Annotated in this window: 24 protein-coding genes; 20 read left to right on the plus strand and 4 right to left on the minus strand. The window is 65.9% G+C overall.

The window, feature by feature from the left end; all coding sequences use genetic code 11:
• Positions 1-95 precede the first annotated feature (95 nt).
• Positions 96-455: a nuclear transport factor 2 family protein gene (locus tag ACO2SS_RS02550; RefSeq protein WP_423275977.1), complete on the minus strand. Its 360-nt coding sequence runs from the start codon at positions 453-455 to the stop codon at positions 96-98.
• 835 nt (positions 456-1,290) lie between these two features.
• Here ACO2SS_RS02550 and ACO2SS_RS02555 point away from each other — a divergent pair.
• The 5 genes from ACO2SS_RS02555 to ACO2SS_RS02575 all read left to right on the plus strand — a co-directional run bounded on the left by ACO2SS_RS02555 (position 1,291) and on the right by ACO2SS_RS02575 (position 7,119).
• Positions 1,291-2,901, plus strand: a complete 1,611-nt coding sequence (locus ACO2SS_RS02555; RefSeq protein WP_423275978.1) for an ABC transporter substrate-binding protein — start codon at positions 1,291-1,293, stop codon at positions 2,899-2,901.
• A gap of 181 nt (positions 2,902-3,082) precedes the next feature.
• A complete protein-coding gene (locus ACO2SS_RS02560) occupies positions 3,083-4,024 on the plus strand; it encodes an ABC transporter permease (protein ID WP_423275979.1) in 942 nt (313 codons plus the stop codon).
• 62 nt (positions 4,025-4,086) lie between these two features.
• A complete protein-coding gene (locus ACO2SS_RS02565) occupies positions 4,087-4,950 on the plus strand; it encodes an ABC transporter permease (RefSeq protein WP_423276230.1) in 864 nt (287 codons plus the stop codon).
• Complete coding sequence (locus ACO2SS_RS02570; RefSeq protein WP_423275981.1) at positions 4,950-5,939, plus strand: ABC transporter ATP-binding protein; 990 nt, start codon at positions 4,950-4,952, stop codon at positions 5,937-5,939. The genes ACO2SS_RS02565 and ACO2SS_RS02570 overlap by 1 nt, the downstream gene beginning before the upstream one ends.
• A gap of 181 nt (positions 5,940-6,120) precedes the next feature.
• Positions 6,121-7,119, plus strand: a complete 999-nt coding sequence (locus tag ACO2SS_RS02575; protein WP_423275982.1) for an ABC transporter ATP-binding protein — start codon at positions 6,121-6,123, stop codon at positions 7,117-7,119.
• Here ACO2SS_RS02575 and ACO2SS_RS02580 read toward each other — a convergent pair.
• The 3 genes from ACO2SS_RS02580 to ACO2SS_RS02590 form a co-directional block, all read right to left on the minus strand.
• Positions 7,116-8,279, minus strand: coding sequence for a CynX/NimT family MFS transporter (locus ACO2SS_RS02580; protein ID WP_423275983.1), 1,164 nt, complete (start codon positions 8,277-8,279; stop codon positions 7,116-7,118). The genes ACO2SS_RS02575 and ACO2SS_RS02580 overlap by 4 nt on opposite strands.
• A gap of 38 nt (positions 8,280-8,317) precedes the next feature.
• The gene (locus tag ACO2SS_RS02585) at positions 8,318-9,067 is read right to left on the minus strand and encodes an N-acyl amino acid synthase FeeM domain-containing protein (protein WP_423275984.1); all 750 of its coding nucleotides are present in this window, start codon (positions 9,065-9,067) and stop codon (positions 8,318-8,320) included.
• Between the two features lie 136 nt (positions 9,068-9,203).
• The gene (locus tag ACO2SS_RS02590; protein ID WP_423275985.1) at positions 9,204-11,330 is read right to left on the minus strand and encodes a putative bifunctional diguanylate cyclase/phosphodiesterase; all 2,127 of its coding nucleotides are present in this window, start codon (positions 11,328-11,330) and stop codon (positions 9,204-9,206) included.
• A gap of 853 nt (positions 11,331-12,183) precedes the next feature.
• Here ACO2SS_RS02590 and ACO2SS_RS02595 point away from each other — a divergent pair.
• From ACO2SS_RS02595 to ACO2SS_RS02665, 15 genes are all read left to right on the plus strand, one after another.
• The gene (locus ACO2SS_RS02595) at positions 12,184-12,861 is read left to right on the plus strand and encodes an isochorismatase family protein (protein ID WP_423275986.1); all 678 of its coding nucleotides are present in this window, start codon (positions 12,184-12,186) and stop codon (positions 12,859-12,861) included.
• Positions 12,858-13,778: a polysaccharide deacetylase family protein gene (locus ACO2SS_RS02600; RefSeq protein WP_423275987.1), complete on the plus strand. Its 921-nt coding sequence runs from the start codon at positions 12,858-12,860 to the stop codon at positions 13,776-13,778. The genes ACO2SS_RS02595 and ACO2SS_RS02600 overlap by 4 nt, the downstream gene beginning before the upstream one ends.
• A gap of 13 nt (positions 13,779-13,791) precedes the next feature.
• Complete coding sequence (locus tag ACO2SS_RS02605; protein WP_423275988.1) at positions 13,792-14,727, plus strand: polysaccharide deacetylase family protein; 936 nt, start codon at positions 13,792-13,794, stop codon at positions 14,725-14,727.
• On the plus strand, positions 14,720-16,135 hold the full coding sequence (leuC, locus tag ACO2SS_RS02610; protein WP_423275989.1) for a 3-isopropylmalate dehydratase large subunit: 1,416 nt from the start codon (positions 14,720-14,722) through the stop codon (positions 16,133-16,135). The genes ACO2SS_RS02605 and leuC overlap by 8 nt, the downstream gene beginning before the upstream one ends.
• 7 nt (positions 16,136-16,142) lie before the next feature.
• Positions 16,143-16,772, plus strand: a complete 630-nt coding sequence (gene leuD / locus ACO2SS_RS02615) for a 3-isopropylmalate dehydratase small subunit (protein WP_423275990.1) — start codon at positions 16,143-16,145, stop codon at positions 16,770-16,772.
• 58 nt (positions 16,773-16,830) lie between these two features.
• Positions 16,831-18,090: an ABC transporter substrate-binding protein gene (locus ACO2SS_RS02620; RefSeq protein WP_423275991.1), complete on the plus strand. Its 1,260-nt coding sequence runs from the start codon at positions 16,831-16,833 to the stop codon at positions 18,088-18,090.
• Positions 18,091-18,164: 74 nt separating this feature from the next.
• Positions 18,165-19,034 carry a branched-chain amino acid ABC transporter permease gene (locus tag ACO2SS_RS02625; RefSeq protein WP_423275992.1) on the plus strand — a complete coding sequence of 290 codons (870 nt, stop codon included), beginning with the start codon at positions 18,165-18,167 and terminating at the stop codon, positions 19,032-19,034.
• Positions 19,034-20,026, plus strand: a complete 993-nt coding sequence (locus ACO2SS_RS02630; protein WP_423275993.1) for a branched-chain amino acid ABC transporter permease — start codon at positions 19,034-19,036, stop codon at positions 20,024-20,026. Before ACO2SS_RS02625 ends, ACO2SS_RS02630 begins: the two co-directional genes overlap by 1 nt.
• On the plus strand, positions 20,026-20,781 hold the full coding sequence (locus tag ACO2SS_RS02635; RefSeq protein ID WP_423275994.1) for an ABC transporter ATP-binding protein: 756 nt from the start codon (positions 20,026-20,028) through the stop codon (positions 20,779-20,781). The genes ACO2SS_RS02630 and ACO2SS_RS02635 overlap by 1 nt, the downstream gene beginning before the upstream one ends.
• Positions 20,774-21,475 carry an ABC transporter ATP-binding protein gene (locus ACO2SS_RS02640; protein WP_423275995.1) on the plus strand — a complete coding sequence of 234 codons (702 nt, stop codon included), beginning with the start codon at positions 20,774-20,776 and terminating at the stop codon, positions 21,473-21,475. The genes ACO2SS_RS02635 and ACO2SS_RS02640 overlap by 8 nt, the downstream gene beginning before the upstream one ends.
• A gap of 38 nt (positions 21,476-21,513) precedes the next feature.
• Positions 21,514-22,404, plus strand: coding sequence for an isocitrate lyase/PEP mutase family protein (locus ACO2SS_RS02645; protein WP_423275996.1), 891 nt, complete (start codon positions 21,514-21,516; stop codon positions 22,402-22,404).
• A gap of 12 nt (positions 22,405-22,416) precedes the next feature.
• Positions 22,417-23,820 (plus strand): FAD-dependent oxidoreductase, encoded by a 1,404-nt coding sequence (locus ACO2SS_RS02650; protein ID WP_423275997.1) that lies wholly within the window; start codon positions 22,417-22,419, stop codon positions 23,818-23,820.
• 42 nt (positions 23,821-23,862) lie between these two features.
• Entirely contained in the window at positions 23,863-24,636 is a 774-nt protein-coding gene (locus ACO2SS_RS02655) for an aspartate/glutamate racemase family protein (protein ID WP_423275999.1), read from the plus strand.
• Positions 24,637-24,640: 4 nt separating this feature from the next.
• Positions 24,641-25,441: an aspartate/glutamate racemase family protein gene (locus tag ACO2SS_RS02660; protein ID WP_423276000.1), complete on the plus strand. Its 801-nt coding sequence runs from the start codon at positions 24,641-24,643 to the stop codon at positions 25,439-25,441.
• A 56-nt stretch (positions 25,442-25,497) separates the two neighbouring features.
• Positions 25,498-26,235, plus strand: coding sequence for an SDR family NAD(P)-dependent oxidoreductase (locus ACO2SS_RS02665; protein ID WP_423276001.1), 738 nt, complete (start codon positions 25,498-25,500; stop codon positions 26,233-26,235).
• The last annotated feature ends 170 nt before the right edge of the window (positions 26,236-26,405 follow it).

Consider the following 26,405-nt stretch of genomic DNA (forward strand, 5'->3'; position numbering starts at 1 on the left):
CGTAGCAATCACCTCGCTCATCCCGGCGGAAGCCGGGATCCAATCCGTCCCCGCCCCTGGGCACCGGCTTTCGCCGGTGTGAGCGGCAGGGGCCGCTACTTCGACACGAGCGGCGGGGTCTGCTGGTGCTGGATCACCCGCCAGACCTCGTGCTCGAGCCGGCGCATCACCGTCGTGCAATGGGCCGTATACGCCTCGCCGCCCTCTTTCTGGGCATCTGCCTTGTAGGCGATGACGATGATGCCTTCCTGCGGGCGTGAGACCTGCTTCTCCGAGAAGCTCACCGACGACCAGCGCGGCGTATCCGAGACCGCGTCCGCCGCCTCCCGGCCCCTGAGCACGAAGGGCGGCGCGGGAACGACCATCAGGCACTCGTCGTCGATCAGTTCGTGGTACCGGCCGGCATCGCCGGTCCAAAGGCTCTCCTCGAAAGCCCAGATCCGCTCGTCGTCCATGCCGCTCTCCCTCGGTCGATGCCCGCCAACGTGAGCCCGAAGCGGCACGTTCCGCCGCTCACGCAATCGTTTGGAAGCGGCCGGACGCGCCCATCCACTCTCGCCGCCAGCCACGATCCCCCGCCGTCGTCAGGCTGAGGAGCGCTGCGCAGCAGCGCGTCTCGAAGCACGCACCCAGCAACCTTGCCGCTGGTGAGACCTGACCGAAGCAGCCACCGGCCAAAGCGCGTGCTTCGAGACGGCGCTCGCGCCTCCTCAAGATGACGAGGGTGGGAAGTGGGAACGGCGGCTTTTCGCCAGTCCCATAGTCTTGACATTTATTCCTATATCTGTCACAAGCCCATCGCCGCTTCCGACGGGCAGGCTCGTCTGATCACCGGATCCGACTGGCGGAAGAGGGCGGCAGGTCCCGAGGTCCGGTCCGGTGATCGGGCTCCCGGGCGGCTGACCGGGCGTGTGCCCAGGGGCCGAAAAGACCGCCAGAAAGGACGCCGGGCTCCGGCATACCTTTCCAAAATCGAAGCTGGGACCCGGCGTCCTTCTTCCCACCCGCTCTTTGACAGCGCCGACGGACATGACCACGGGCCGGGGACGGACGGCGCGTGGGCGGATGCGCGCCCGCCCCTCCCCTTGCGAGAGAGAGCCTGCCCTCGGGCTTGGCCCAAGGACCGGGCGGGCCACGGCAGCGGCCGTCCGGGTGAGGGATCTGCTGGCTCGCCGTCGCGGCAATTGGGATCTCGGTTCGCTGCCGGTCGCGCTTGACCGCCCCTTGGCACGATGCATGCTGAGCCTGCGGCAAACCTTTCCAAGCTAGATCTGCTTAAGGGGGCGTTTGATGTCGATCACCACCCGTAGGACTTTGCTGAAGGGTATAGCGGGTGCATCGGCACTTGCGACGTCAGGCGGTCTTTCCGCCCCTGCTCTTGCCCAGGGCGCAAACGCCCGCACGCTGCGCTTCGTGCCGCAGGCCAATCTCGCCAATTTCGACCCGATCTGGGGGACCCAGTACGTCGTCCGCAACGCCGCCGCCTATGTCTGGGACACGCTGTATGGCGTCGACGACAAGCTTCAGCCGCAGCGCCAGATGGTCGAGGGCGAGGAAGTCTCCTCCGATGGTCTGACCTGGACCTTCAAGCTGCGTCCCGGTCTCAAATTCCACGACGGCACGCCCGTCCTGGCGAAGGACGTCGTCGCCTCGCTCGTGCGCTGGTCGGCCCGCGACCCGATGGGCCTGATGATCCGGGACATCCAGAACGAGCTGACGGCGGTGGACGACCGCACCTGGAAATGGGTGCTGAAGAAGCCCTATCCGAAGATGCTGCTGGCGCTGGCTAAGAACAACGCGCCCTGCTCCTTTGTCATGCCGGAGCGGATCGCCCAGACCGACCCGTTCAAGCAGATCACCGAATATGTCGGGTCGGGCCCGATGCGGTTCGTGAAGGACGAGTGGGTGCCCGGCGCCCGCGCGGTCTTCGCCAAGTTCGACGACTACGTTCCGCGCCAGGAACCCGCCTCCTGGCTCGCCGGCGGCAAGCGGATCCTCGTCGACCGGATCGAGTGGGTAATCATGCCGGACCCCGCGACCGCGGCGGCGGCGCTGCAGAACGGCGAAGTCGATTGGTGGGAGAACCCGATCTCCGACCTCGTCCCGCTGCTCAAGAAGAACCGCAACATCAATGTCGATATCGCCGATCCCCTCGGGAATATCGGCTCCTTCCGGATGAACACGCTGTTCCCGCCCTTCGACAACGTGAAGGCGCGCCGGGCCGTGCTGACGGCCATGGACCAGGAAGACTACATGCGCGCTCTCGTCGGCGACGACGAGAACCTCTGGAAGCCGCTGCCCGGTTTCTTCACGCCAGGAACGCCTCTCTACAACGAGGAGGGCGGCGAGGTCCTGAAGATGAAGAACCTGGAGGCCGCCAAGAAGCTGCTGGCCGAGTCCGGCTACAAGGGCGAGCCGGTGGTCTGCGTGGTGGCGCAGGACCAGGCGATCACCAAGGCGTTCGGCGAGGTGACGGCCGACCTGCTGAAGAAGATCGGCTTCAACGTCGACTTCGTCGCGACCGACTGGGGCACGACGGGCCAGCGTCGCGCCATGAAGAACCCGCCCTCCCAGGGCGGCTGGAACATGTTCCACACCTGGCATGCGGGCGCCGACTGCATCAATCCGGCTGCCTACACGGCCATCCGGGCCAATGGCGACAAGGCCTGGTTCGGCTGGCCGGATTCCCCGGCGGTCGAGAAGGACATCGTCGAGTGGTTCGACGCCAAGACCCTCGACGAGGAGAAGGCGGCGATGAAGAAGCTCAACAAGGACGCGCTCGATTTCGTGGTCTACGCGCCGACCGGCTTCTTCCTGAGCTACCAGGCCTGGCGAAAGAACGTCTCCGGGGTGGTGAAAGGCCCCCTCCCCTTCGCCTGGGGCGTGAGCAAGACGGCATAGCCGGGATGCACCGATCCCAGGCGGGTCTCGGGTCCCCTCTCCCCGTGCAACGGGGAGAGGTCGAGCAGGCGCGTAGCGCCGTCCGGGTGAGGGGCTACCTCCGCGGACGCCCCTCATCCGGTTGCGCTGCCGCGCAACTCGACGTCTCCCCGTCGGAGACGGGGAGAAGAGGGATCCGCTGATGCTCGCCTATGTCGGCCGGCGTGTCCTGGCCACCATCCCCGTCATGGCGATCGTCGCCCTGTTCGTGTTCAGCCTGCTCTATATCGCGCCGGGCGACCCGGCCTCGATCATCGCGGGTGACCAGGCGACCCCGGAGCAGATCGCCCAGATCCGCGTCAATCTCGGGCTCGAGCGGCCGTTCGTGGTGCGGTTCGGCGAGTGGGTCTGGCAGATCCTGCACGGCGATCTCGGCACCTCGATCTTCACCGCCCTCCCCGTCCGCCAGATGATCGCCCAGCGCATCGAGCCGACGCTGTCCCTGATGATCGTCACCCTGATCTTCTCGGTCTGCGTAGCGGTCCCGCTCGGCGTCGTCGCGGCCTGGAAGGCCGGCTCCCTGATCGACCGCCTGGTGATGGCGCTCGCGGTGGTCGGCTTCTCGGTCCCGGTCTTCGTCGTCGGCTACGTGCTCGCCTATGTCTTCGCCCTCGAATTCGACTGGCTTCCCGTCCAGGGCTACACGCCGATCGCGAACGGGTTCTGGCCCTGGCTGCAGAACCTGATCCTGCCCGCGATCTCGCTCGGCCTGATCTACATCGCGCTGATCGCCCGCATCACGCGTGCCACGATGCTGGAGGTCCTCAGCCAGGACTACATCAAGACCGCCCGGGCCAAGGGGCTGGGGCAGCGGGCGATCCTCTTCGTCCACGCGCTCAAGAACGCGGCCGTGCCGATCGTGACAGTGATCGGCCTCGGCATCGCGCTTCTCATCGGCGGCGCCGTGGTGACGGAGAGCGTCTTCGTCATCCCGGGCCTCGGCCGCCTCACGGTCGATGCGATCCTGCGGCGCGACTACCCGGTCATCCAGGGCATCGTGCTCCTGTTCTCCTTCACCTACGTGCTGGTCAATCTCGGCGTGGACCTGATCTACACGCTCGTCGATCCGAGGATCCGCTATTGAGCGCGCTCCTCGCCGACCGGGAGATCACGCTCGAGCCGGAGAGCGTCGTTCCGGCCCCGGCCATGCCCGAGATCCTGCCCCCTGTGCGGCGCCGCCGCGGGCTGCTCGGCTTCGCCCTCCGCCATCCGACGATCGCGATCGGAGGCGGGCTACTCCTCGTCATGCTGTTCATCGCGGTCTTCGCGCCCTTCCTCGGGACGGTTGACCCAACCGCGCTCTCGCCGGCGCGGCGAACCCGCAACCCCTCCGCGGTCTACTGGTTCGGCACCGACATGCTGGGCCGGGACATCTATTCCCGCGTGCTCTACGGAGCGCGGGTGTCGCTGGTGGTGGGTTTCTCGGTCGCGGCGCTCGCCTCCGTGATCGGCCTCGCGATCGGGCTCGTTTCCGGCTTCGTCCGCTGGACCGACACGATCATCATGCGGGTGATGGACGGGCTGATGTCGATTCCGCCCATCCTGCTCGCGGTGGCGCTCATGGCGCTCACCCGCGGCTCCGTCGGCAACGTCATCCTGGCGATCACGATCGCGGAGATCCCGCGGGTGTCGCGGCTCGTGCGCGGGGTCGTCCTGTCGCTCCGCGAGCAGCCCTATGTCGACGGGGCGATCGCGGCGGGCACCCGGACGCCCATGATCATCTGGCGCCACATCCTGCCGAACACGCTCGCGCCGCTCACCGTGCAGGCGACGTACATCTGCGCCTCAGCGATGATCACGGAGGCGATCCTGTCCTTCATCGGCGCCGGCACGCCGCCGATCACTCCCTCCTGGGGGAACATCATGGCCGACGGCCGGGCGCTCTGGCAGGTGAAGCCCTACATCGTCTTCTTCCCGGCCTTCTTCCTGTCGATCACGGTGCTCGCCGTGAACCTCCTCGGCGACGGGCTGCGCGACGCGCTCGACCCGCGCATGGCGAAGCGGCTGTGATGCCCCTCCTCCAGGTCGAGAACCTCCAGACCCACTTCCGCACGCCGGACGGGATCAACCGCGCCGTGGACGGGGTCTCGTTCCATGTCGAGGCCGGCGAGACGGTGGCGGTGGTGGGCGAGTCCGGCTGCGGGAAGTCGGTCACGGCGAACTCGATCCTCCGGCTCATCCCGGAACCGCCAGGCAAGATCGCCGGGCGCATCCTCTTCGAGGGCCGCGATCTCCTGACCCTGCCCGACCGCGCCATGCGCCAGATCCGCGGCAACGAGATCTCCATGATCTTCCAGGAGCCGATGACGAGCCTGAACCCGGTGCTCACGATCGGCCGGCAGCTCGGCGAGACGCTCCGGCTTCATCAGGGGCTCGACCGGCAGGCCGCGGAGGCACGGGGTATCGAGATGCTGCGCCTCGTCGGCATCCCCGAACCGGCACGCCGCATCCGCAACTACCCGCACCAGCTCTCGGGCGGCATGCGCCAGCGGGTGATGATCGCGATGGCGCTGGCCTGTTCGCCGAAGCTTCTCATCGCCGACGAGCCGACGACCGCCCTCGACGTGACCATCCAGGCGCAGATCCTCGACCTCATGCGCGACCTCAAGACCCGGGTCGGCGCGGCGATCATCCTGATCACGCACGATCTCGGCGTGGTCGCCGAGGTCGCGAGCCGGGTGATCGTCATGTATGCGGGCCGGAAGGTCGAGGAGGCGCCCGTCGCGGAGCTCTTCCGGGCGCCCAAGCACCCCTACACGCAGGGCCTGATCGGGGCCGTTCCGAAGCTCGGCTCATCGCTCACCGGCACCCGCACGCGCCTCGCCGAGATACCCGGCCTCGTGCCGAGCCTTAAGCAGCGGATCGAGGGCTGCGTCTTCGCGGGCCGCTGCCCTTACGCGACCGACCTCTGCCGCCAGATCGCGCCGGCGCTGGAGCTCAAGGCGCCCGCTCACATCGCGGCCTGCCATTACTCGCGCCATGAGGCGGTCGCCGCATGAGGCTCGTTGCACGTCTCCCCTCCCCGCCTGCGGGGAGAGGTCGAGCAAGCCGCGGTAGCGGCTGCCCGGGTGAGGGGCAGCGTCGCACAGCAGACGGCTCGTCATCCTTTGCCCCTCATCCGGTCGACGCTTCGCGTCGCTCGACTTCTCCCCGTCCGGGACGGGGAGAAGAGGTCGTCGCATGAGCGCCTCCGCCCCACTCCTCGAGGTCAACGACCTCAAGAAGCACTTTCCGCTGAAGGGGAAGGCCGTCGTCCGGGCGGTCGACGGCGTCTCCTTCGAGGTCCGCCGCGGCGAGACGCTGTCGCTCGTCGGCGAATCGGGCTGCGGCAAGTCCACCGTCGGCCGCGCCATCCTGCGCCTCATCGAGCCGACCGGCGGGCAGGTCGTGCTCGACGGCCAGCGCATCGACCAGCTCTCGGCCGGCACGCTCCGGCCGATGCGGCGACGCATGCAGGTCGTCTTCCAGGACCCGTTCTCGAGCCTCAACCCGCGCATGCGCGTGCGGGACATTCTCGCCGAGCCGGTCCGCAATTTCGCCCTCGCCCGCTCGTCGAGAGAGATCGAGGAGCGCGTGGCGAAGCTGCTCGACACCGTGCGGCTGCCCCGCGATTCGGGCGCCCGCTTCCCGCATGAATTCTCGGGCGGGCAGCGCCAGCGCATCGGCATCGCCCGCGCGCTCGCGGCCGAGCCGGACATCATCATCTGCGACGAGGCGGTCTCGGCCCTGGACGTGTCCGTGAAGGCCCAGGTCGTAAACCTCCTGCAGGACCTCCAGGCGGAACTCGGCCTCGCCCTCCTCTTCATCAGCCACGACCTCGCGATCGTCGAGCACATGACGCACCGCGTCGCGGTCATGTACCTCGGCAAGATCGTCGAAATCGCCTCGCGCGAACGGATCTTCGGCGCGCCGCGCCACCCCTACACCTACGCGCTTCTCTCGGCCGTGCCGGTGCCCGAGCCGGGGAAGGCGCGCAGCCGTGTCGTGCTCTCCGGGGATGTGCCGAGCCCGATCAACCCGCCCACGGGTTGCCGCTTCCACACCCGTTGCCCGTTCGCCTTCGATCGTTGCCGGACCGACGAGCCGGCGCTCAGGCCGCTCGAGAGCGGGCAATCCGCCGCCTGCCACCTCAACGACCTTCCGAGAGCCGAGAACCCGCTGCTCTCGGGTCGAAACTAGGCTGCAGGCGCAGCGATCGTTGCGCCGGGCCGGCGAAGCCGGTCGAGGATGAGCACCGCCCCCCAGGCGAGCATGATCGTGCCACCCGCAAACAGGATCGGCGCATTCACCTTGTCGGCAGCCTCTCGAACGACCCCCGCGGCCCCCGGCAGGGCCGCCATGGCGAGGTAGAAGATCGTGAAATAGAGGCCCATCCCGACCGGTCGCTGCGCCGGCGGCAGGATCTGGGCCGGGAGCGCCATGATGGCCCCCGCCGGAAGCCCGATCGCGACGACAAGAATGCTCATCGCGGTGACGGTCCAGTCCGTCACGGCGAGCAGGAGAGAGCCGGCCGCGATCAGAAGGAAGCAGGCACTCAACATCAGCGTGGCGCTGCCGATCCGCTGGGCGACATAGCCCCCGACCGGGAGAAAGACGAGAAGAGCCCAGCCGAGAATGCTCGAGATCGCCGCGGCCTGGGCCATCGCATAGCCGCGCTGCGCGAAGAACTCGGGCAGGGAGGCGACGAGAACGACATAGGTGACGTTGTAGAGACCCCAGATCACGCCGGCGATCGTCGCAAGCTGGAACTCCTGCCGCGACAGCCGCGGGCGTCTGTCGATGGAAGAGACGATCTTTCCCTCCGGCCCGTCCTTGTAAAACAGCCCGAGCAGGACGAGGCAGATCAGTGTCGGCGCGAGTGCCGCCAGACTGAGGGCGGTCCATCCGGAGCTCACCATCACCGCCGGAAGCGTGACGAGGGCGAGTGCCACCCCGAGCGGCCAGCTCGCGACAAAGGCACCCATGACACCGGCAAGCTCGCCAGGCGCGAACCAGCTTCCGACCGCCCGCGCCAGGACCACGTTCAGGATCGCTGCTCCGCTACCGCTCAGGATGCGGCCGAAGAACAGGAACTCGGCCCCGCCGACCGCCATCAGACCTCCCCCAGCAGCCATGAGGGAGAGGCCGAACATCAATATCTTCCTGCCCCCGAAGCGCTGATCCAGCATTCCCCCCGGAAAGGCGAGCGCCACCCCGGGGAGCATGTAGCATCCAATCAACGCCCCGAGCGTGGCGAAGTCCGATATGACACTTCCGACGAGGAGCGGCCCGACCGCTGCGACGGACTGAAACTGGTACGCGATCGTCGTACGCGCCGCGAACAGCAGCGCGAGAACCACCCACCGCTCAGAACGCATACGGACGCGACTGCCTGCGGTTAGGCGTTGATGTGAACCGGCCCACGATGAACCGGCCGATGACCGGCAGTGACGTGGCCGTCGAAGCGCGAGGCATCGGCCTGGCCGAACACCCGTGCCCGCTCGGCGGCCCCGGATCGCATGAACGGGTAGCGTGCGTGGACCTGGTCGCGCGCTTCCGCGTAATCGGCCATCGTCAGCGTGATCGGCTTGGTCAGCATTGGGTAATCGCGCGCGGGCGCCACGATTCTCGTGCACCAGAACCGTCGATAGAACGCCGCATGCTCGGGCCGCACCGCAGCCAGCAAGATGTCGGCCTCGAAGTGTTCCATGGCGATCCAGGCAAGACGCAGCGTGATGTACGGCAGTTCAGGGTGCCGCCTCGACCACGCATGATCTACCACGAACCGCGTGGGATCAACGATGATCTTGCCCGCAGCTGCCGCTGGCCCGAGGATCTCAGGGAACACGTGGGCGGTCGGAATTTCGGAAGTGTCGACACCGCCGACGGAGAGCCGGATCGAACTCATCAGGATCCCATCGATCTGAACCCCGAAGAGGTAGGTGTTATCAGCCTCGTCAACCTCGTCGGTGAAGATCCCGTCCGACCTGCGGTCGATCGCGCCTTCCCTCGCATAAGCATCGTGGCGGAGGCGGAAGATCTGCTCCCTGTACTCCGGCGTGATCGCCAACTTGTAGTTGAGACGCGGAAAAAGCTTCTCGATACGGCTAGTCAGCCCGCCGCTGGCCGCCTGTTCTGCACCCGACATTGGCACTCCTCGCCCATCTGTCGGGACGTTAACTAGTTCTTAACCGGTGTAAATAAAGTCCTTAAAGATTGGTTAAATGTGGATACTTCATCAGCCCTGCGCCGCCGGCAGTGCAGCCGTGTGGATCCCGCAGGGGTCAACCCGCCGAGCGTCGCGACCAAGGTGGGCCATATGCTGCAGAGGCCGAGGTGACAGAGTTGAAGCCGAACCCAAGCAGTCGGCGCGTGTGGGCCGCGGAGGCAGGCTTGGCAAAGAGGAAGCCTTGAGCCTCCTCGATCTCCGGATTTGCGGAGATGATATCGAGCTGCGCACTCGTCTCGACGCCTTCGATCACGACCCGCACGCCCAGTTCACCGCAGAGCCTCGCGATGCCTCGAAGAAGGACCCGCTGCTTGTCGTTCGCTTCGATCCCGAGGAGGAAGGAGCGATCTATTTTCACGGTCTGCAACGGGAATTTCCGCAGATAGCTCAGGCTCGAATAGCCGGTGCCGAAATCGTCGAGCGAGATACTCACCCCGAGAGCCCGGATCTGCTCTAGGGTCTGCAAGACGCCGTCGGTGTCGCGCAGCAGTGTCGATTCGGTGATCTCAAGGTCGAGGCGCGCAGGATCGAGACCAGACCGGTCGAGCGCCTCGCCCACCGTCTCTACGAGGCCGGGCTGCCGGAACTGGGATGGCGAGAGGTTGACCGAGACCCGCGTGTCGGCCGGCCAGTGGGTGGCCTCGCGGCAGGCAGAGAACAGAACCCAGCGACCGATTTCAACGATCAGGCCCATCTCTTCGGCAAGAGGAATGAACTCCCCGGGGGAGACAAGCCCGCGCTCGGGGTGGTGCCAACGGAGTAGCGCCTCGCAGGCTGCGATCCTGCCCGTCTGCAGGTTCACAAGCGGCTGATAGTGCAGTTCGAGGGCCGCGCCGGCGACCGCTTCCCGCAAGTCGATCTCGAGCGCGCGGCGTTCCCGCATCCGGGTATCCATCTCCGGCTCGAAGAACCGGTAACGGCCGCGGCCCTCGGCCTTTGCTCTGTAGAGCGCCATGTCGGCGTTCTTCAGAAGGGTGTCCGCGTCCGTCCCGTCTGTCGGCGCGATCGCGATCCCGACGCTCGCCCCGATGATGATGGCGTGCCCGTCAACCCAGAAAGGTCTGCTAAGCTCATCAACAACGCGCTGCGCGACCGCTCCCGCCTGCTCTGGACGCGCTGTTGGAGCGATGACGATGACGAACTCGTCGCCGCCGAGCCGGGCGATGAGCTGGCTCTCCGCGGCAAGTGTCCGCAAACGCGTGGCCACGAGTTGGAGGAGCACATCGCCCGCCGGGTGTCCGAGCGTGTCGTTCACCTGTTTGAACTCGTCCAGATCCACGAATAGCACCGCGCAGCCGCTTTCTGGTGTCACCTCCTCCAGCAGGCGGCCGACGCTTTCCCGGAACTTCACGCGGTTAGGCAAGTCGGTCAGGTAGTCATAATGAGCGAGGTGCCGGATCTGGGCCTCGGCCTTCTTCTGTTCGGTCACGTCTTCGGCCAGCATCACCGAGCTGCCATCGGGCATGCTCCGGGACGTAATCATCAGGGTTCGCCGCCCCCTGATGGGCAGGATGAGCGACGCAGCGCCCTCCCCGAGGCGCGAGCGGATCTCGGCTAGAATGCGACGGAGGTCGGCAGGCGCGACTACTCCGGCCCGGACGCAGCTCAGGAACGCTTCGATCGCTGGCCGGCCGGGACGGAACACATCCGGCTCGACTCCGAGCAGATGCGGCAAACGATTGTTCGAGATCGCGATTGTTCCCTTCCGGTCGACCATGCAGAGCCCGTGGCTCATGTTGTTGAGCGCCGCATCGAGCCGATTAGCCAATAGCCGCACGTCGCGCTCGGCAACCACGGCACCCATCAGGGTCTGTCTGAGCCTGTCCGCTATGGTGCTGAACGCGAAGAAGAAGGGAGTCAGGACGCCCGCGGCGAGGAGATAGAACAGGTCGCCAGTCCACAGGAGCGCTGCAAGGAGGGGCAACCCGGAGCAGAGAAGCTGGGCCGTCACCAGCAGCTTGCTCCCGAAATTCCGCCCCATGACCCCGATCACGTTCACGAGGACCAGGGAGACGCACAACAACTGCACCATGGGGTCGGCCGTCCTCGCGAACGCGAGGAAGCACCAGACTCCCATGGCGAAGACATAAACGGACGAGCCTAGGACATACCGGACTTCCCAGCGCCGGGCGTCCGCGAGGTCGAGCGACTTCGATTCATCCCGTCGCTTGAAGGCGCGCATGTCGAGAGCTCGACCGACCGCGATAGCAGTTAGAGCAAGCGCACAGAGATAGAACAGAATATCCCCGGCCTTGATCCCGGTAATGACCGCCGCACCGATTGTTGAAAGCGACCCGAGTATCAGGTTCTTTGGATCTCGGAACAGCGACTCGACGAGGGAAATATATATCTCGTCCGGAAGTTCTTCCGTGTCTCGCACGTGAGACGGAGCGATTGGCATGTGGCGACCTTGCGGGCGAGCTCAGCGTATCGAATTTACCCTGCCAGGCTGAACGAAGTGTTTCTTGCGCCGCGGCGGAGGTGAAATCTTCAGCCTGCCGCGATTTGTCGGAGATCGCGGAAGGATTCTCGAAGGAAATGCACGCTATGGCTGTGCGAGCACTCGCCAGGGCGCGCCATGGATCTTCAACTCAGCCCGACTCAGGTTCCCCATCCGCTGTGCACCCAGTGCCTTTTCGATAGCGGCCACCAATGCGGCATGATTGGCGCTGCGCGTTGCCCGCTGATCGAGGCTTGGCAGGAGGGAGAAGGGGAGCCGATGGAATGGTCTCCTCGCACTTGCGGCGGCTGGAGATGCTCCCAGTTCGAAGCGGCCCTCTCCCCGCTCGAACACTGAACGGCCTCGCGGCGATTTCGCCGAGGTCCCGTATCGAGCACGTCGAACCGCTGAGACCGATGCGCCGCCTCATGCACCTGGTTGCGCCGAAGCACCTCGTTGCGCGCCTGCGCACGCAAAGGCTGCGGCCCAGATTGCCGCCGGAATCGTGTTTACACCGGCTGACCTAATGTCATACCAATAAGCCTAGCGCCGCGGCGTATGGATTGCCGCGCGAGCCTGTGGGCGGAGTGTGGCTTTGGAGCAGTCGAGCAAGACCGCGCGTGAACTCTTCGAGGAGATCAAGGCGAAGCCGACGAGGCCCCGCTTCGGTTTCGGCAAGAAGCCGATGCTCATCAATATCGACCTGCAGAAGGCCTACACGTCGGTTGGCGAGTTCGCGACCGCCTACGAGGCCGACCCGAAGCAGGTCGACTACGTGAACGAGCTCGCTGAGCTGTTCCGCGCGAAACGCCTGCCGGTGGCCTGGACCTACGTGGCCTACATGGAGTCCGGCGAGGATTGCGGCGTTTGGGGGACCCGGACGAACACCCCAGATTCCCTCCAGAACATCAAGGTCGGATCGGAGCGGTCGAAGTTCGATCCGCGACTCAAGATCGACGAGGTCAACGACATCGTCGTCAACAAGCGCATGGCCTCGGCCTTCTTCGAGACCAACATCCCGTCCCTAATGGTCTGGCATCAGTGCGACAGCGTCATCCTGACGGGTGGCTCCACGTCGGGCTGCGTTCGTGCCACTTGTGTGGAGGCGCTTTCGCGTGGCTACAAGGTAGCTGTCCCTGAGGAATGCGTGGCCGACAAGCATGAGAGTCCGCACTACGCGAACCTCTATGACATGGCGATAAAGTATGCGGATGTCGTCCCCGTTGCGGACGTGATCGCGTACCTGAAATCCTATCCGGGGACGAACGCGTGAGTGGCGGCGTGGCCGGCGATCCCGGTCTTTACGATTACCTGCCCTACAAGGAACGGCCAAAGATCACATGGCCGGACGGCGCCCAGATCGCGGTCTGGATCGCGCCGAACATCGAGTTCTACGAATACGAGCCGCCGAAGAACCCGGTGCGGACGCCTTGGGCGCGGCCGTTGCCGGACGTTCTCGCCTATTCTCATCGGGACTACGGCAATCGCGTCGGTTTCCGGCGGATGCTGGACGCGATGGATGAGGCGGGGTTCCGCGGCTCGGTGTCGCTGAACGTCGCGATTTGCGACCACCACCCCGAGATCATCAAGCTCTGCGCAGACCGAGACTGGGAGTTCTTCTCCCACGGCGTGTACAACACCCGCTATGCCTACGACATGAGCCCCGAGCAGGAGCGAGAGATCATCCGCGACTCGGCCGACACGATCAGAAAGTGGACCGGCCAGAAGCTCGACGGCTGGCTCGCCCCGGCATTGTCGAACAACACGTGGACGATGGACCTCCTCGCCGAAGAGGGCCTCCTCTACACCTGCGACCTGTTCCACGATGATCAGCCGACGCCCATCAAGGTGAAGTCGGGCCGCTTCGTCAGCGTGCCCTACTCGCTCGAGATGAACGATACGATCGTCTTCAACACGAACAGCTACGATCCCCGCCATTACGGGACGATCATCAAGCGCCAGTTCGACCAGCTCTACAAGGAAGGCGCGACCTCGGGCACGGTGATGTGCATTCCGCTGCACCCCTACCTCGTAGGGCAGCCGCACCGGATCGAGCCCTTCGCCGAGGCGATCCGCTACATCGCGGGCCACGATAACGTCTGGAAGGCAACCGGGCGCGAGATCGCGCAGCACTTTCTGGCCAACTCGTACGATGACTTCGCCGCCGCCGGCGCGGCTCAGGCTCGCTGACGGGAGGACGACGATGCCGCTTCCCGACGATCACCTGCAATACCCGCGCCGCGGGCATCACATGGACCACGACCTTTATAAGTGGTCCGACCTCTTTGACCGGCCGAGGATCGCCTGGCCGAGTGGGGCACGCGTCGCGCTCTGGGCGACCCCGCTTGCGCAGTGGTTCCCGATCGATTCCACCGGCAAGCCGTTCCGGGCTCCTGGCGCGCTGACGATGCCGTACCCGGATTACCGCCACTACACGAACCGGGACTACGGCAATCGCGTGGGCATCTTCCGCCTTCTCGACGTCATGTCAGACCTGGGCATCGCCGGCTCGGTGGCAATGAACGCCGCGGTTGCCGAGCGCTATCCGAGCTTGGTCGAGGAAGTCGCCCGGCGCGGGCACGAGATCCTCGCGCATGGGCTCGACATGGACCACCTCCATTACGGCGGCATGCCTGAGGAAGATGAGGCGGCGCTCATCCGGCACTCCCTCGATATCCTGCGCTCCGTCTCCGGCCAGCCGGTCACCGGCTGGCTGTCGCCGGGACGTTCCCAATCCCATGCGACGCTTGGCCTCTTGGCTAAGAATGGCATCGCCTATTCTTGCGATTGGGCGAATGACGACATGCCGTTCGAGATGGCCACGCCGAATGGCCCGATCTGGGCGATGCCTTTCGCCCAGGAGACGGACGACCGGACGGTGATGCTCGACTTCAAGCACACCGAGGACAGCTGGCTGGCGCAGGTGACGGACCGCTTCGACGTTCTCTACCGGGAGGCAGAGACCTATGGCGGCCGCATCGTGTCGGTCCCGCTCCACGCGTGGGTTGCCGGCGTCCCCTATCGGATCGGTGCGGTCCGGGAGGCGTTGTCCTATATGATGGGCCATGACGGCGTCTGGGCAGCTACCGGCGCCGAAATTCTGAAGGCCTTCGAGGCATCCGAGGCAGGCCATGGCTGACCGGGTCGGGCCGCGCACCCTTTACGACAAGATCTGGGACCGGCACGTCATCGTTGCACGCGAAGACGGCCCGTCGCTTCTCGCAATCGACCGGCACGTAATCCACGAAGGCTCGTTCCATGCCTTCAACGACCTACGCCGGCGAGGCATTCGGCCACGTCATCCGGAGCAGATCTTCGGCGTAGCGGATCACTACGTTCCGACGCATGGCCGGCGGCCGGAGGACGCGCCGACGGAAGAGATCGCGAGGATGATCCGGGTCTTCGACGAGAACATGGAATGGGGCGGTATCCCCCATTTCTCCCTCGCCGATCGGCGTCAGGGCATCGTCCATATCATCGGGCCGGAACAGGGACTTACGCTTCCCGGCCTGACCATCACCTGCAGCGACAGCCATACCTCCACACAGGGTGCGCTCGGGACCATCGCCTTCGGCATCGGTCAGTCCGAGAGCGCGCACGTGATGGCGACCCAGACGATCTGGCAGGCGAAGCCCAAGACCTTCCGTATCACCGTGACCGGGCGCCGGGCTCCTGGTGTCGAAGCCAAGGACGTCATCCTAACGATCATTCGGACCATCGGGGCGGGAGGCGCGACCGGCTACGCCGTCGAGTATGCCGGGCCCGTCATCCAGGCCCTCTCCGTCGAGGAGCGGCTCACCGTATGCAACATGTCCATCGAGGCCGGCGCCCGCTCCGGGATGATCGCGCCCGATGACACGACCTTCTCGTACCTGCAGGGCCGGCCCTATGCGCCGAAGGACGCAGCCTGGGACGATGCGGTCCGGTTCTGGCGCACTCTCCCCTCCGACGAAGCTGCCCATTTCGACCGGGAGATCACGATCGACGGAGCCGCCATCGCGCCGACCGTGACCTGGGGCACGAGCCCGGAAGACGCGCTGCCGATTTCCGACCGAGTGCCCGACCCCGCCGATATCCCGGACGCGCAGAGGCGCGGTACGGCCGAGCGGGCGCTCGCCTATATGGGCCTGACGCCGGGAACGCCGCTGACCGAGATCCCGATTGATCGTGTCTTCATCGGTTCCTGCACCAACAGCCGCATCCAGGATCTGCGCGCGGCGGCTGCGATCCTGAAGGGTCGGAAGTCCGCCGTGCCCGGCATCGTCGTTCCGGGTTCGGGCTTGGTGAAAGAGGCCGCGGAGGCAGAAGGGCTCGACAGGATCTTCAAGGAGGCCGGCCTCGAATGGCGCGATGCCGGTTGCTCCATGTGCTCGGCCATGAACGGCGACATGGTCGGCCCGCAGGAGCGCTGCGCCTCAACGTCGAACAGGAACTTCGTCGGGCGCCAAGGTCCGGGTGCGCGGACACACCTAATGAGCCCCGCAATGGCCGCCGCAGCCGCCGTGACGGGCAAGCTGACGGACGTGCGCCGTCTCGTCGGGAACTGAGGCGGACATGGAACCCTTCATCCGCCTGACTGGCGTCGCAGCCCCGATCGAGGGCCGCAACATCGATACCGACCAGATCCTGCCGGCGCGCTTTCTCAAGGCCGACAGGGCGCAGGGCTACGGCCGCTACTTCTTCCACGATGCTCGCTTCGACGGCGAAGGCCACGAGAAGCCGGACTTCGTGCTGAACCGCGAGCCGTTCCGGCGCGCCACGATCGTGGTGACGGATGACAATTTCGGCTGCGGCTCTTCTCGCGAAGGCGCCGTCTACGCGCTGCACGATTTCGGCGTGCGGTCGGTGATTGCCCCGTCCTTCGGGGACATCTTCTACAATAACTGCCTCAAGAACGGGGTGGTGCCGGTTCGGCTGGATCGCCCGGTCGTGACGGGTCTCCTCGACCGCCTCCAAGGCGAGGCGAATCCTGAGATCACGGTCGATCTCGAGGCACTCGAAGTCACGCTACCAGATGGCGTGCGTCATGCTTTCCCGCTCGATCCGTTCTGGCGCGAATGCTTGATGAAGGGCGTCGACGAGATTCAACTTACGCTTGGCTATCTCGACCAGATCGAGGCGTTCGAGCGCGATTACCGGCGCGACATGAGCTGGCTCGGCGCACAGCCGCAGTCCGCCCACTAGTCCCAAGACCAAGACGGCCGAACGCCGCTTCCAACCGCTGACACCAGGGGAACAAAAGATGGCAGACGAGAAGAGCGGGTTCGATGCGACGACCGGCCGGAGCCGGCGCGACATTCTGAAGGCGGGCGGCTCGACCCTGGCGCTTGCGGCGCTGGGCACGGTCGCGGCCCCTGCCGTGCTTCGCGCGCAGGCACCGGTTATCAAGATTGGCGGCATCGGCCCGCTGACCGGCGCGATTGCCTACAATGGCAATCAGGCGAAGGCCGCAATGCAGTTCGCCATCGACGATGCGAATGCCGCCGGCGGCATCAAGAGCATGGGTGGCGCCAAGCTCGAACTCCTGTTCGGCGATGCCGAGTCCCGCCCGGATGTCGGCGCCGCGCAGGTCGACAAACTCGCAGAGGCAGGTGTCTCGGTCCTCGTCGGCTCCCAGTCGAGCGCGATCAGCCTTGCCACTACGCAGGCTGCGGCGCGCTTCAACCTGCCCCAGATCGTGGATGTCGGCACGGCCGATCAGATCGTGCAGCGCGGCCTGCCGAACGTCTTCCGCTTCTCGCCAGGTACGGCGCGCTCGGTGGCTGAGGGCATCGCGAACCTCAACACGCTGAACGAACAGGCCGGCAAGCCGGTGAAGACGGTCGCCATCGTGCACGAGGACGGCCCATTCGGCTCCTCCATGGCAAAGCTGTTGCAGGAGAAGCTGCCGTCCATCGGCATGAACGTCGTCGAGACGATCAGCCACCCGACGCCGCAGCGCGACTTCACGAACATCCTGCTCCGCCTGAAGAACGCGAAGCCCGACCTCGTGATGCCCTCGCACTACATCAACGAGTTCATCCTCTTTGCGCGCACGACCCGGCAGCAGCGGTTCGCGCCGAAGGGCATCTACTCGATCTTCGGGGGCGGGGCCTCCAACATCAAGTTCGTGCGCGAGAACCAGGACGCCGCCCAGTTCGTGATCGATACCAACCACTGGTACGATCCGAGGAAGGCCGCCTCGCAGGCGCTTGCCAAGAAGGTCGCGGACGCGAAGCTCGACCTGACCTACGACATCATGGTCGCCTACGGCGCGACGCAGGTGGCCATCGATGCCATCGAGAAGGCCGGTTCGGCCGACCGGGCCAAGCTGATCGAGACCCTCTCGACCCAGACCTTCGCGGATACCGTGATGCCGTATGGGCCGATCAAGTTCGTGGGGGGCGACAACACCGGCTCGCATCTCGTCAACCTGCAGGTCCGGGGCGACAAGATCGAGGTCATCTTCCCGAAGGAATATGCCACGATCGCGCCGGTCTTCCCAATCCCTGAGCGGTCCTGACCGGACCTCTTGATTTGTGGGCGGGACGATGTCCCGCCCTTAGCAACCTCTAGAATTCTGAGGATGACCGGCGGATGCTGGGTCTCGTCATACCCGCGATTTTGAGCGGGCTCACCACGGGCGCGGTCTACGCGCTCGTGGCTCTGGGCCTGACCCTGATCTACGGCGTTCTTCACATCATCAATTTCGCGCACGGAAGCCTGCTCATGGCAGCGCTCTATGCAGCGCTCTTCATGAACCTGCGGCTGGGCATCGACCCCTACGTGGCACTGCCGATCGTGGTCGTCCTGTTCTTCGGGGTGGGCTATGTGCTGCAGCGCTACGTGATCGACACATTCAGCCACGGCCGGGACGCGAACATCCTCCTTGCCACGCTTGCGCTGTCGATCATCATCGACAACGCCGCGCTGTATTTTTTCACATCGAACACGCGCACGATCGACGTGCCCTACGCTTTCGAGATGATCGAAATCGGGCCGGCCTTCATCCCGCTTCCGAAGGTCGTGGCCTTCGTGGCCGCGCTCGTCTTCGCGGCTTTGTTGTGGCTCCTGATGCGCCACACTCGGCTGGGTGCCGCGATCCGAGCCGTCGCGATCGAGAAGCGCGGCGCTGAACTCATGGGCATCGACGTAAAGCACACCTACGCGATGTGCTTCGGCATCGGCACGGCCTGCGTTGCCGCTGCAGCTTGCCTGCTGCTCCCGACCTTCTATGTCACGCCGCAGGTTGGCTACGCCTTCGTGCTGGTCGCCTTCACGACAGTCGTCCTGGGCGGGATGGGCTCGCTCGGGGGTGCGCTTGTCGCAGGCCTCCTGCTCGGTGTGATCGAAGCCCTCTGCGGACTGTTCCTCGGCGAGACGCTCGGCCAGATCGGGATCTTCGCGGCCTTCATCCTCACACTGCTTTTCCGGCCCGCGGGCCTCTTTGCTCCGAGAGCTGCCTGATGAAACGTCTCGGCCCGGGCGAAGGTATCGTCGGCATCCTGCTGGTGCTCGCCGCGATTTCTCCGTTCGTCCTCCCATCGCAGGCCTGGATCGGGTTCGCGGTGAATGCCCTCCTGATCAGCGTGCTCTCGATCGCCTGGAACGTGACGGGCGGCTTCTGCGGGCAGATGTCGTTCGGCCACGCGGCGCTTTACGGAACGGGCGCCTATGCTGCCGCGCTCCTGCAACTCCGCCTGGGATTGAACCCGTATCTCGCGGGGGTGTTCGGGATCGCAGCCGGCGCCGCGATGGGCGGCCTGATCGGGACGCTGGCGTTCCGCTACGGCCTGCGCGGCTCATATTTCGCGCTTGTCACGCTAGCCTTCGCCGAGGTGTTGCGGATTCTGGCGAGTTCGTTCGAGTTCATGGGCGCCGGCAGCGGTCTGACGCTTCCATTCAAGCCCGGCCTGGCGAACTTCCAGTTCGCCGACCGGTACGCCGCCTACGTCTTCGTGCTCATCCTCTGCCTTGCAGCGCTCGCGTTCGCGGCGGCCGTCAAGGGCTCACGCCTCGGCTCGAACATGATCGCGGTCCGCGAGAACGAAGAAGCCGCTTCCGCAATCGGGATCGACGCATTCCGTGTGAAGGTGATCGCAATGATCATCTCGGGCGCGATCGCGGGTGCGGCCGGCGTCGCCTACTTGCAGATCCAGCTCTTCATCGACGCCCCCATCGCCTACGGCTCGCTCATCTCGGTCGAGGCGCTCCTCGGACCGATTATCGGCGGGGCCGGCACCCTGCTCGGCCCAGTCGTCGGCACCATCGTCCTCCACATCGTCGGCGAGGTCGTGAAGAACGGCGTCGGCGGCGCGCCCGGCCTCAATCTCGTCTTCTACGGGATCGTTCTCCTGCTCATCCTGCGTTTCCTGCCCAACGGCTTGATGGGGCTCGCCAGCCATTTGCGCTGGCCAGCCCGTGAGACGACGATTGCGCGCTCCGCGGAGGCTCGCTGATGCTTTCCGCACGTGGCATCACCAAGCGCTTCGGCGGGCTCCTTGCCATCAGCGACGCCTCGCTGGAGGTCGCGGAGGGCAAGATCGTCGCCCTCATCGGCCCGAACGGCGCCGGGAAGACTACCTTCTTCGCAGCCATGGCGGGCTTCCTGAAGCCTGATGCAGGCTCAGTGACCTTCCGGGGAACGCGGATCGACGGCATGGCGCCGCACCAGATCTGCAAGCTCGGCCTGACCCGCACCTTCCAGATCGTCCAGCCCTTCGCCGGCCTCACCGTCCGGGAGAACATCGCCTGCGGGGCCCATCTCCATCATCCGAAGAGAAGCGACGCGCTCGCCCGAGCGGCCGAGATCGCCGTCCAGGTCGGCATGGAACGCATGCTCGACCAGCCGGCGCAGGACCTTACCGTAGCGGGCCGGAAGCGGCTTGAGCTGGCCCGTGCGCTTGCGACCGAGCCTAAGCTGCTCCTTCTCGACGAGGTGATGGCCGGACTGATCCCGAGCGAGGTGGCCGAGATCATCCCCACCATCCGCAAGATCCGCGATTCCGGGGTGACGATCCTTCTCATCGAGCACGTCATGCAGGCCGTTATGAGCCTCTCCGAAGAGGCCTACGTTCTCAATCAGGGCCGCATGATCGCCCATGGCACCCCGCAGGAACTCGTCCGCGATCCCCAAGTGATCGAGGCATATCTCGGGCATGGCGCGGCCGAACGCCTCCATGCGAACCAGGCGGGAGCCCAGGCCCATGCTTGAGATCTCGGGCCTAAAGGCCGGCTATGGGCCGGTCACCATCCTCCACGATATCGAGATGTCGATCGCCGCTGGCGAGATCGTCGCGGTGCTCGGCTCGAACGGCGTCGGCAAGACGACGCTGAACAACGTCATCAGCGGGATCGTGAAGCCGCGCGCCGGCACCCTTCGGTTCGACGGCCAGGACATCACCGGGAAGCGTCCGAAAGACATCGTCGCGATGGGCCTCGCCCAGGTGCCGGAAGGCCGGAAGATCTTCCCCAACCTGACCGTACGAGAGAACCTGGAGCTCGGCGCCTTCCGCCGGGCTAGCGCAAACCGCGCCCGCAACTTCGAGCGGATGTGCACGATCTTCCCGCGCCTGCGGGAACGCCTGAACCAACGCGCCGGCACGCTCTCCGGCGGCGAGCAGCAGATGCTCGCGATCGGCCGAGGGCTGATGTCAGAGCCCAAGCTCGTGATCCTCGACGAACCCTCCCTCGGGCTTTCGCCGCTCCTCGTGGAGGAGATGTTCTCGCTCATCCAGACGATCAACAAGGACGGCCTTGCCGTGCTGCTGGTCGAGCAGAACGTCGTTCAGTCGCTTGCCATCTCGTCGCGAACCTACGTGCTCGAGCAGGGCCGGTTCGCGATCGTCGGGAGGTCCTCCGACGTCCTGAACGACCCGAAGCTGCGCCAGACATATCTCGGGCTCTGAAACCCGGACCCACAACGAACCAAGAAAAGGTGCGCCCCTTGTCCACTCGCCCAACCACTCGCCTTCGCGAGCTTCTCGCCCGTCCCGGCGCCGTGATGGCTCCCGGGGTTGTGGACCCGCTCTACGCCCGCCTCGTCGCAAAGCACGGCTTCGATGCCATGTACATGACCGGGGCCGGCACCTCGGCGACGCGGCTCGGCATGCCGGATATCGGGCTCCTGACCCTGACCGAGATGGTCGATAATGCGGCCCGGATCGCGGCCGTGTCCGACATCCCGTTGATCGCGGATGCCGACAACGGCTTCGGCGGCCCGTTCAACGTCCGCCGCGCGATCCAGGATTACGAACGCGCCGGCGTTGCGGCTATCCACATGGAGGACCAGGTGCTGCCGAAGCGCTGCGGCCACCTCGCCGGCAAGCAGCTCGTCTCGGCGGAGGAGATGGTCGCGAAGATCAAGGCCGCGACCGATGCCCGCCGCGATCAGGATTTCGTCATTATCGCCCGCACGGATGCGATCGCGGTGGATGGCTACGAGGCCGCGCTCGAGCGCGCCGAGATGTACCGCGAGGCGGGCGCAGACGTGCTCTTCGTCGAGGCGCCGAGCTACGAGCAGCTCGAAGGCATCAACAAGCGCCTCAACTACCCCACGCTCTACAACATGGCCACGAGCGGGAAGACGCCATTCCTGAAGCGCGAGGAGATCGAGGCCTTCGGGTTCAAGATCATCCTCTTCCCGAACTGGCTTCTACTCTCCGCCATCAAGGCCGCCGACGGCGCGCTGGAGATCCTCAAGCGCGAGGGGACGATCGCCAGCCTCGCGCCACAAGTGCCTTCCTTCCAGGAGTTCTTCGACCTGGTCGGGATGCAGGAGGTGCGGGCACTCGAAGCGCGCTACGGCGTGCCGGAGAAGGCTCGGACGGATTACTGAGCGCAGACCCGAATGGCCATTCGCCCTGCCTCCGAGGCCTCATTCGAGTATAGCGTCCCGATCGTCGTGATCGGGGCGGGGGCCTGCGGGCTCACAGCAGCCCTTTCGGCGCATGAGCAGGGCGCAGGCGTTCTTGTGCTAGAGCGCGACTCCCGCCCCTCAGGCTCCACGTCGCTTTCGGCCGGTCTCATCCCGGCCGCCGGGACTCGGTTCCAGCGCGAGAAGGGGATCGAGGACAGCCCGGAGCTTTTCGCGGCCGATCTCGCGGCCAAGGCGCATGGCGAGAACGACCCGGGCGTCGTGCGGGCGATCGCCGAGGCATCCGGCCCGACGGTCGACTGGCTGGCTGAATCGCAGGGGCTCGAGTTCCACCTCGTCGAGGGCTTCACCTACCCGGGTCATTCCAGGCTGCGGATGCATGGTCCGAAGTCGCAGACCGGTGCCGATCTCGAGGCGATGCTCCTCGGTGCCGCTGAGCGTGCCGGGATCGACATCGTGACGAATGCTTCGGTCGAGGATCTCTTCGCGGATGAGTCGGGCCGCGTCGTAGCCGTTGCCGCGAAGCGGCCCGACGGTACGGAGGAGATCGTAGGCTGCGAGGCCGTGATCCTCGCTTGCAATGGCTTTGGCGGGAATCCGGATCTCGTGCGCCGCCACATCCCCGAGATGGCAGAGGCCGAGTATTGCGGCCATACCTCCAACACCGGCGACGCTCTAGCATGGGGTCAAGTGCTAGGCGCTGCGACGGGCGATCTCGCGTCATATCAGGGGCACGGCTCGGTGCCGCGGCCGCATTCGGCACCGCTGACCTGGGCGGTGATCACGCTCGGTGGCTTCCAGGTGAACCGGGATGGCAGGCGCTTCGCCAACGAGATGCGTGGCTATTCCGAGCACGCGGAGGAGGTCCTGAAGCAGCCCGACCGCTTCGCCTGGGACATCTACGACGCGCGCTGCGAGGCCCCTGCCCTCGCCTTCCACGACTACAAGGAATTCAAGCGGCTCGGGGCGATCAAAGAGGCCGGCAGCATCTCCGAACTCGCCGCAGTCACTGGCATCCCAGAGGACGCGCTCGCCAAGACGCTCGCCGATGTCCAGGGCTACGCGCGCGGGGGAGGCACGGATCCGTTCGGGCGGGACTTCACCATCAATCCGCCCCTCTCCCCACCTTACCGTGCCGCGAAGATCACCGGTGCGCTCTTTCACACGCAGGGGGGGCTTGCGATCGACGCTGAGGCCCAGGTGCTGCGGCCCGACGGAACGAGGCTGCCCAACCTTTTTGCCGGAGGCGGCGCTGCGCGCGGCCTCTCCGGCCCCTCATCGTGGGGCTATTTGTCAGGCAACGGGCTTCTCTCGGCGACAGTGCTCGGCCGCATCGCCGGCCTTGCGGCGGCGCGGCTGGTGGGTCGAGGCGCCTGATCCGAGCCCCTCAGGTTACGGCAGGCCGTCCATTGGAGAACAATGATGCCTAGAGTCCTGGTGATCGTTCCGTTCCCGATGAACGAGGCCGATCTCGCCAACCGCCGCGAGCAGCTCGGCACGCTCGAGCTCGGGGACGGGATGACTTTCGAGTACCGTCCGGTCCGGTTCGCCCCCGCGAACTACACCAGCCACCACGACTTCTCGCTCGCCGACCTCTCGATCCTGGAGGCCGGGATCGATGCCGAGCGCGAAGGCTATGACGCCGTCTGCATTGACACGATGAGCGACAGCGGCCTGTCGGCCCTGCGCTCGGTCCTGAACATTCCCGTGATCGGCCCCGGCCGTCACGCCATGCTGACGGCGCTGATGTTCGGCGAGCGCTTCTCGATCGTCGTCATGTGGGACCGCTGGAAGCCGCTCTACGCCAAGACGCTCGGTGAGCTCGGCCTCGAAAGGAAGTGCGCCTCGATCCGCTCCATCGGGGTCGAGCCGAACAACCGTTCGCTCCTCGCCGGCAAGGAGGACGACGTCTTCCCGAAGCTCGAAACTGCCGCCACGCGCTGCATCGAGGAGGATGGGGCGGACGCCATCATCCTCGGCTCGACGACGATGCACCAGGCCCATGCCTATCTGGCGGAGCGGCTGCAGGTCCCCGTGATCAACCCCGGCCCCCTCACCTATCGGCTCGCCGATGCCGCCCTGAAGCTGGGGCTGACGCATAGCCGGAAGACCTACCCGACCCCGCTCGCGCCGAAGCGCGACATGATCAAGGCGATCGGCGACGCGGCCGTCGCCGCGGCCCAGGCGAGGTGACGCCATGACGACCAGACGCATCCTCGTCATCGTCCCATTCGCGCTCGACGCGGAGGGCGTGAAGCGGCGCGAGACCCAGGGCGGCTATGTCCAGCTCGATGCCGGCACCGAGCTGACTTATCGGCCCGTGACCTGCGGGCCGACCTCCTTCATGAGCCCGCACGATTGGACGCTCATGGACATGGCCATCTTCGAGGCCGGAATGAGCGCCGAAGAGGACGGCTTCGACGCGGTCTGCATCGACACCATGAGCGACAGCGGCATGCAGGCGCTGCGTTCCGTGCTGTCGATCCCGGTCATCTCGCCCGGCCGCGCTTCCATGCTGTATGCGCTCACGCTCGGCTCGAAGTTCTCGATCCTGGCGCAGTGGGAGCCGGCGATCGTCCGCTACAAGAAGGCAGTGGTCGAGTACGGCCTTAAAGACCAGTGCGCCTCCATCCGGTCATTCGACACGCCACCGGATTTCGCGGCCTTGCTCGACGGCAAGGAGGAGGCGGTGTTCCCGCGCATGCTCGACGCGGCGACCCGTTGCATTGAGGAGGACGGCGCCGAGGTGATCTGCCTCGGCTCGACGACCATGCACCAGGCTGCGGCCTACCTAGCCGAGATGCTGCCCGTCCCCGTGATCAATCCCGGTCCGCTGACCTACAAGCTCGCCGAGACCTTCCTGGCTCTCGGCCTGAAGCAAGGTCGGCGGGCCTACCCGTCGCCCGTAGTACGGAAGGACGATCTGATCCACGCGATGATGAAGGGCGGGGCCGCCCATGAGAGGACAAGCCGCCAGGCGGCCGGGCAACCCGGCTGACCAGGCTGTTGGAACGAATGCCTGAAACAGGGCCAGCTCTCTCGCTGGAGAACCGGGTGGCCGTGATCACCGGCGCCGCGGGCGACATCGGGCTCGCCATTGCGCTGCGATATGCCAGGGCGGGGGCGCGCCTTGCATTGCTCGACCTAGACGCCGCAGCCCTCGCCGAGCGGATCGAGGCGACGGGGATGACCAGCAGCGAATTCCTCCTTCTCAGCTGCGATGTCTCGTCAGAAGACGAGGTCAAGACGGCGGTTGCCGCCACCTCGCAATGCTTCGGACGGGTAGACATCCTGGTCAACAACGCGGCCGCCCTGACGCCTCTTGCACCGACGGCGCAAGTCGAGACTGCTGCCTGGCGGCGGGTCATTGAGGTGAACCTCACCGGCGCCTTCCTCATGGCCCGGGAATGCCTCCGCCCGATGATCGCAGCGCAGCGGGGCGTCATCATCAACGTAGCATCACAACTCGCCCACGTGACCACGCCCGGGCGCGCCGCCTACAGCGCGTCGAAGGCCGCTCTCCTATCCCTGACGCGGAGCATCGCGCTCGATCATGCGGGCGACGGCATCCGCGCCGTGAGCCTCTCGCCCGGCGCCATCATGACGAGCCGCCTCACGCGCCTCATCGGCTCGCCCGACGAGGTCTCGGCGGCACTCGTGGGCGATTATCCTTCCGGTCGCATCGGCACCGCAGACGAGGTCGCCGCGGCGGCGCTGTTCCTGGCGAGCGACGATGCGGCCTTTGTCACCGGTTCCGATTTCCTGATCGACGGCGGTTACACCGCCCGCTGAGACCGGATGATTGCGTCCGGCACTGGCCGGGCTACAGCTTCGTAGCGGCCATCCTGCAGCCGCTCCGGTTCGAGGGCATCTAAGGCGCGTTCTTCGACGGGCTCGCCCGCAACGGAAAAGCAGTCGCGCGCGAGAGCCTCTCGCGCTACCTCGCCGCACTGTCAGGCGAC

This window comes from Enterovirga sp. CN4-39 (genome assembly GCF_049446235.1).
Lineage (GTDB): Bacteria > Pseudomonadota > Alphaproteobacteria > Rhizobiales > Beijerinckiaceae > Enterovirga.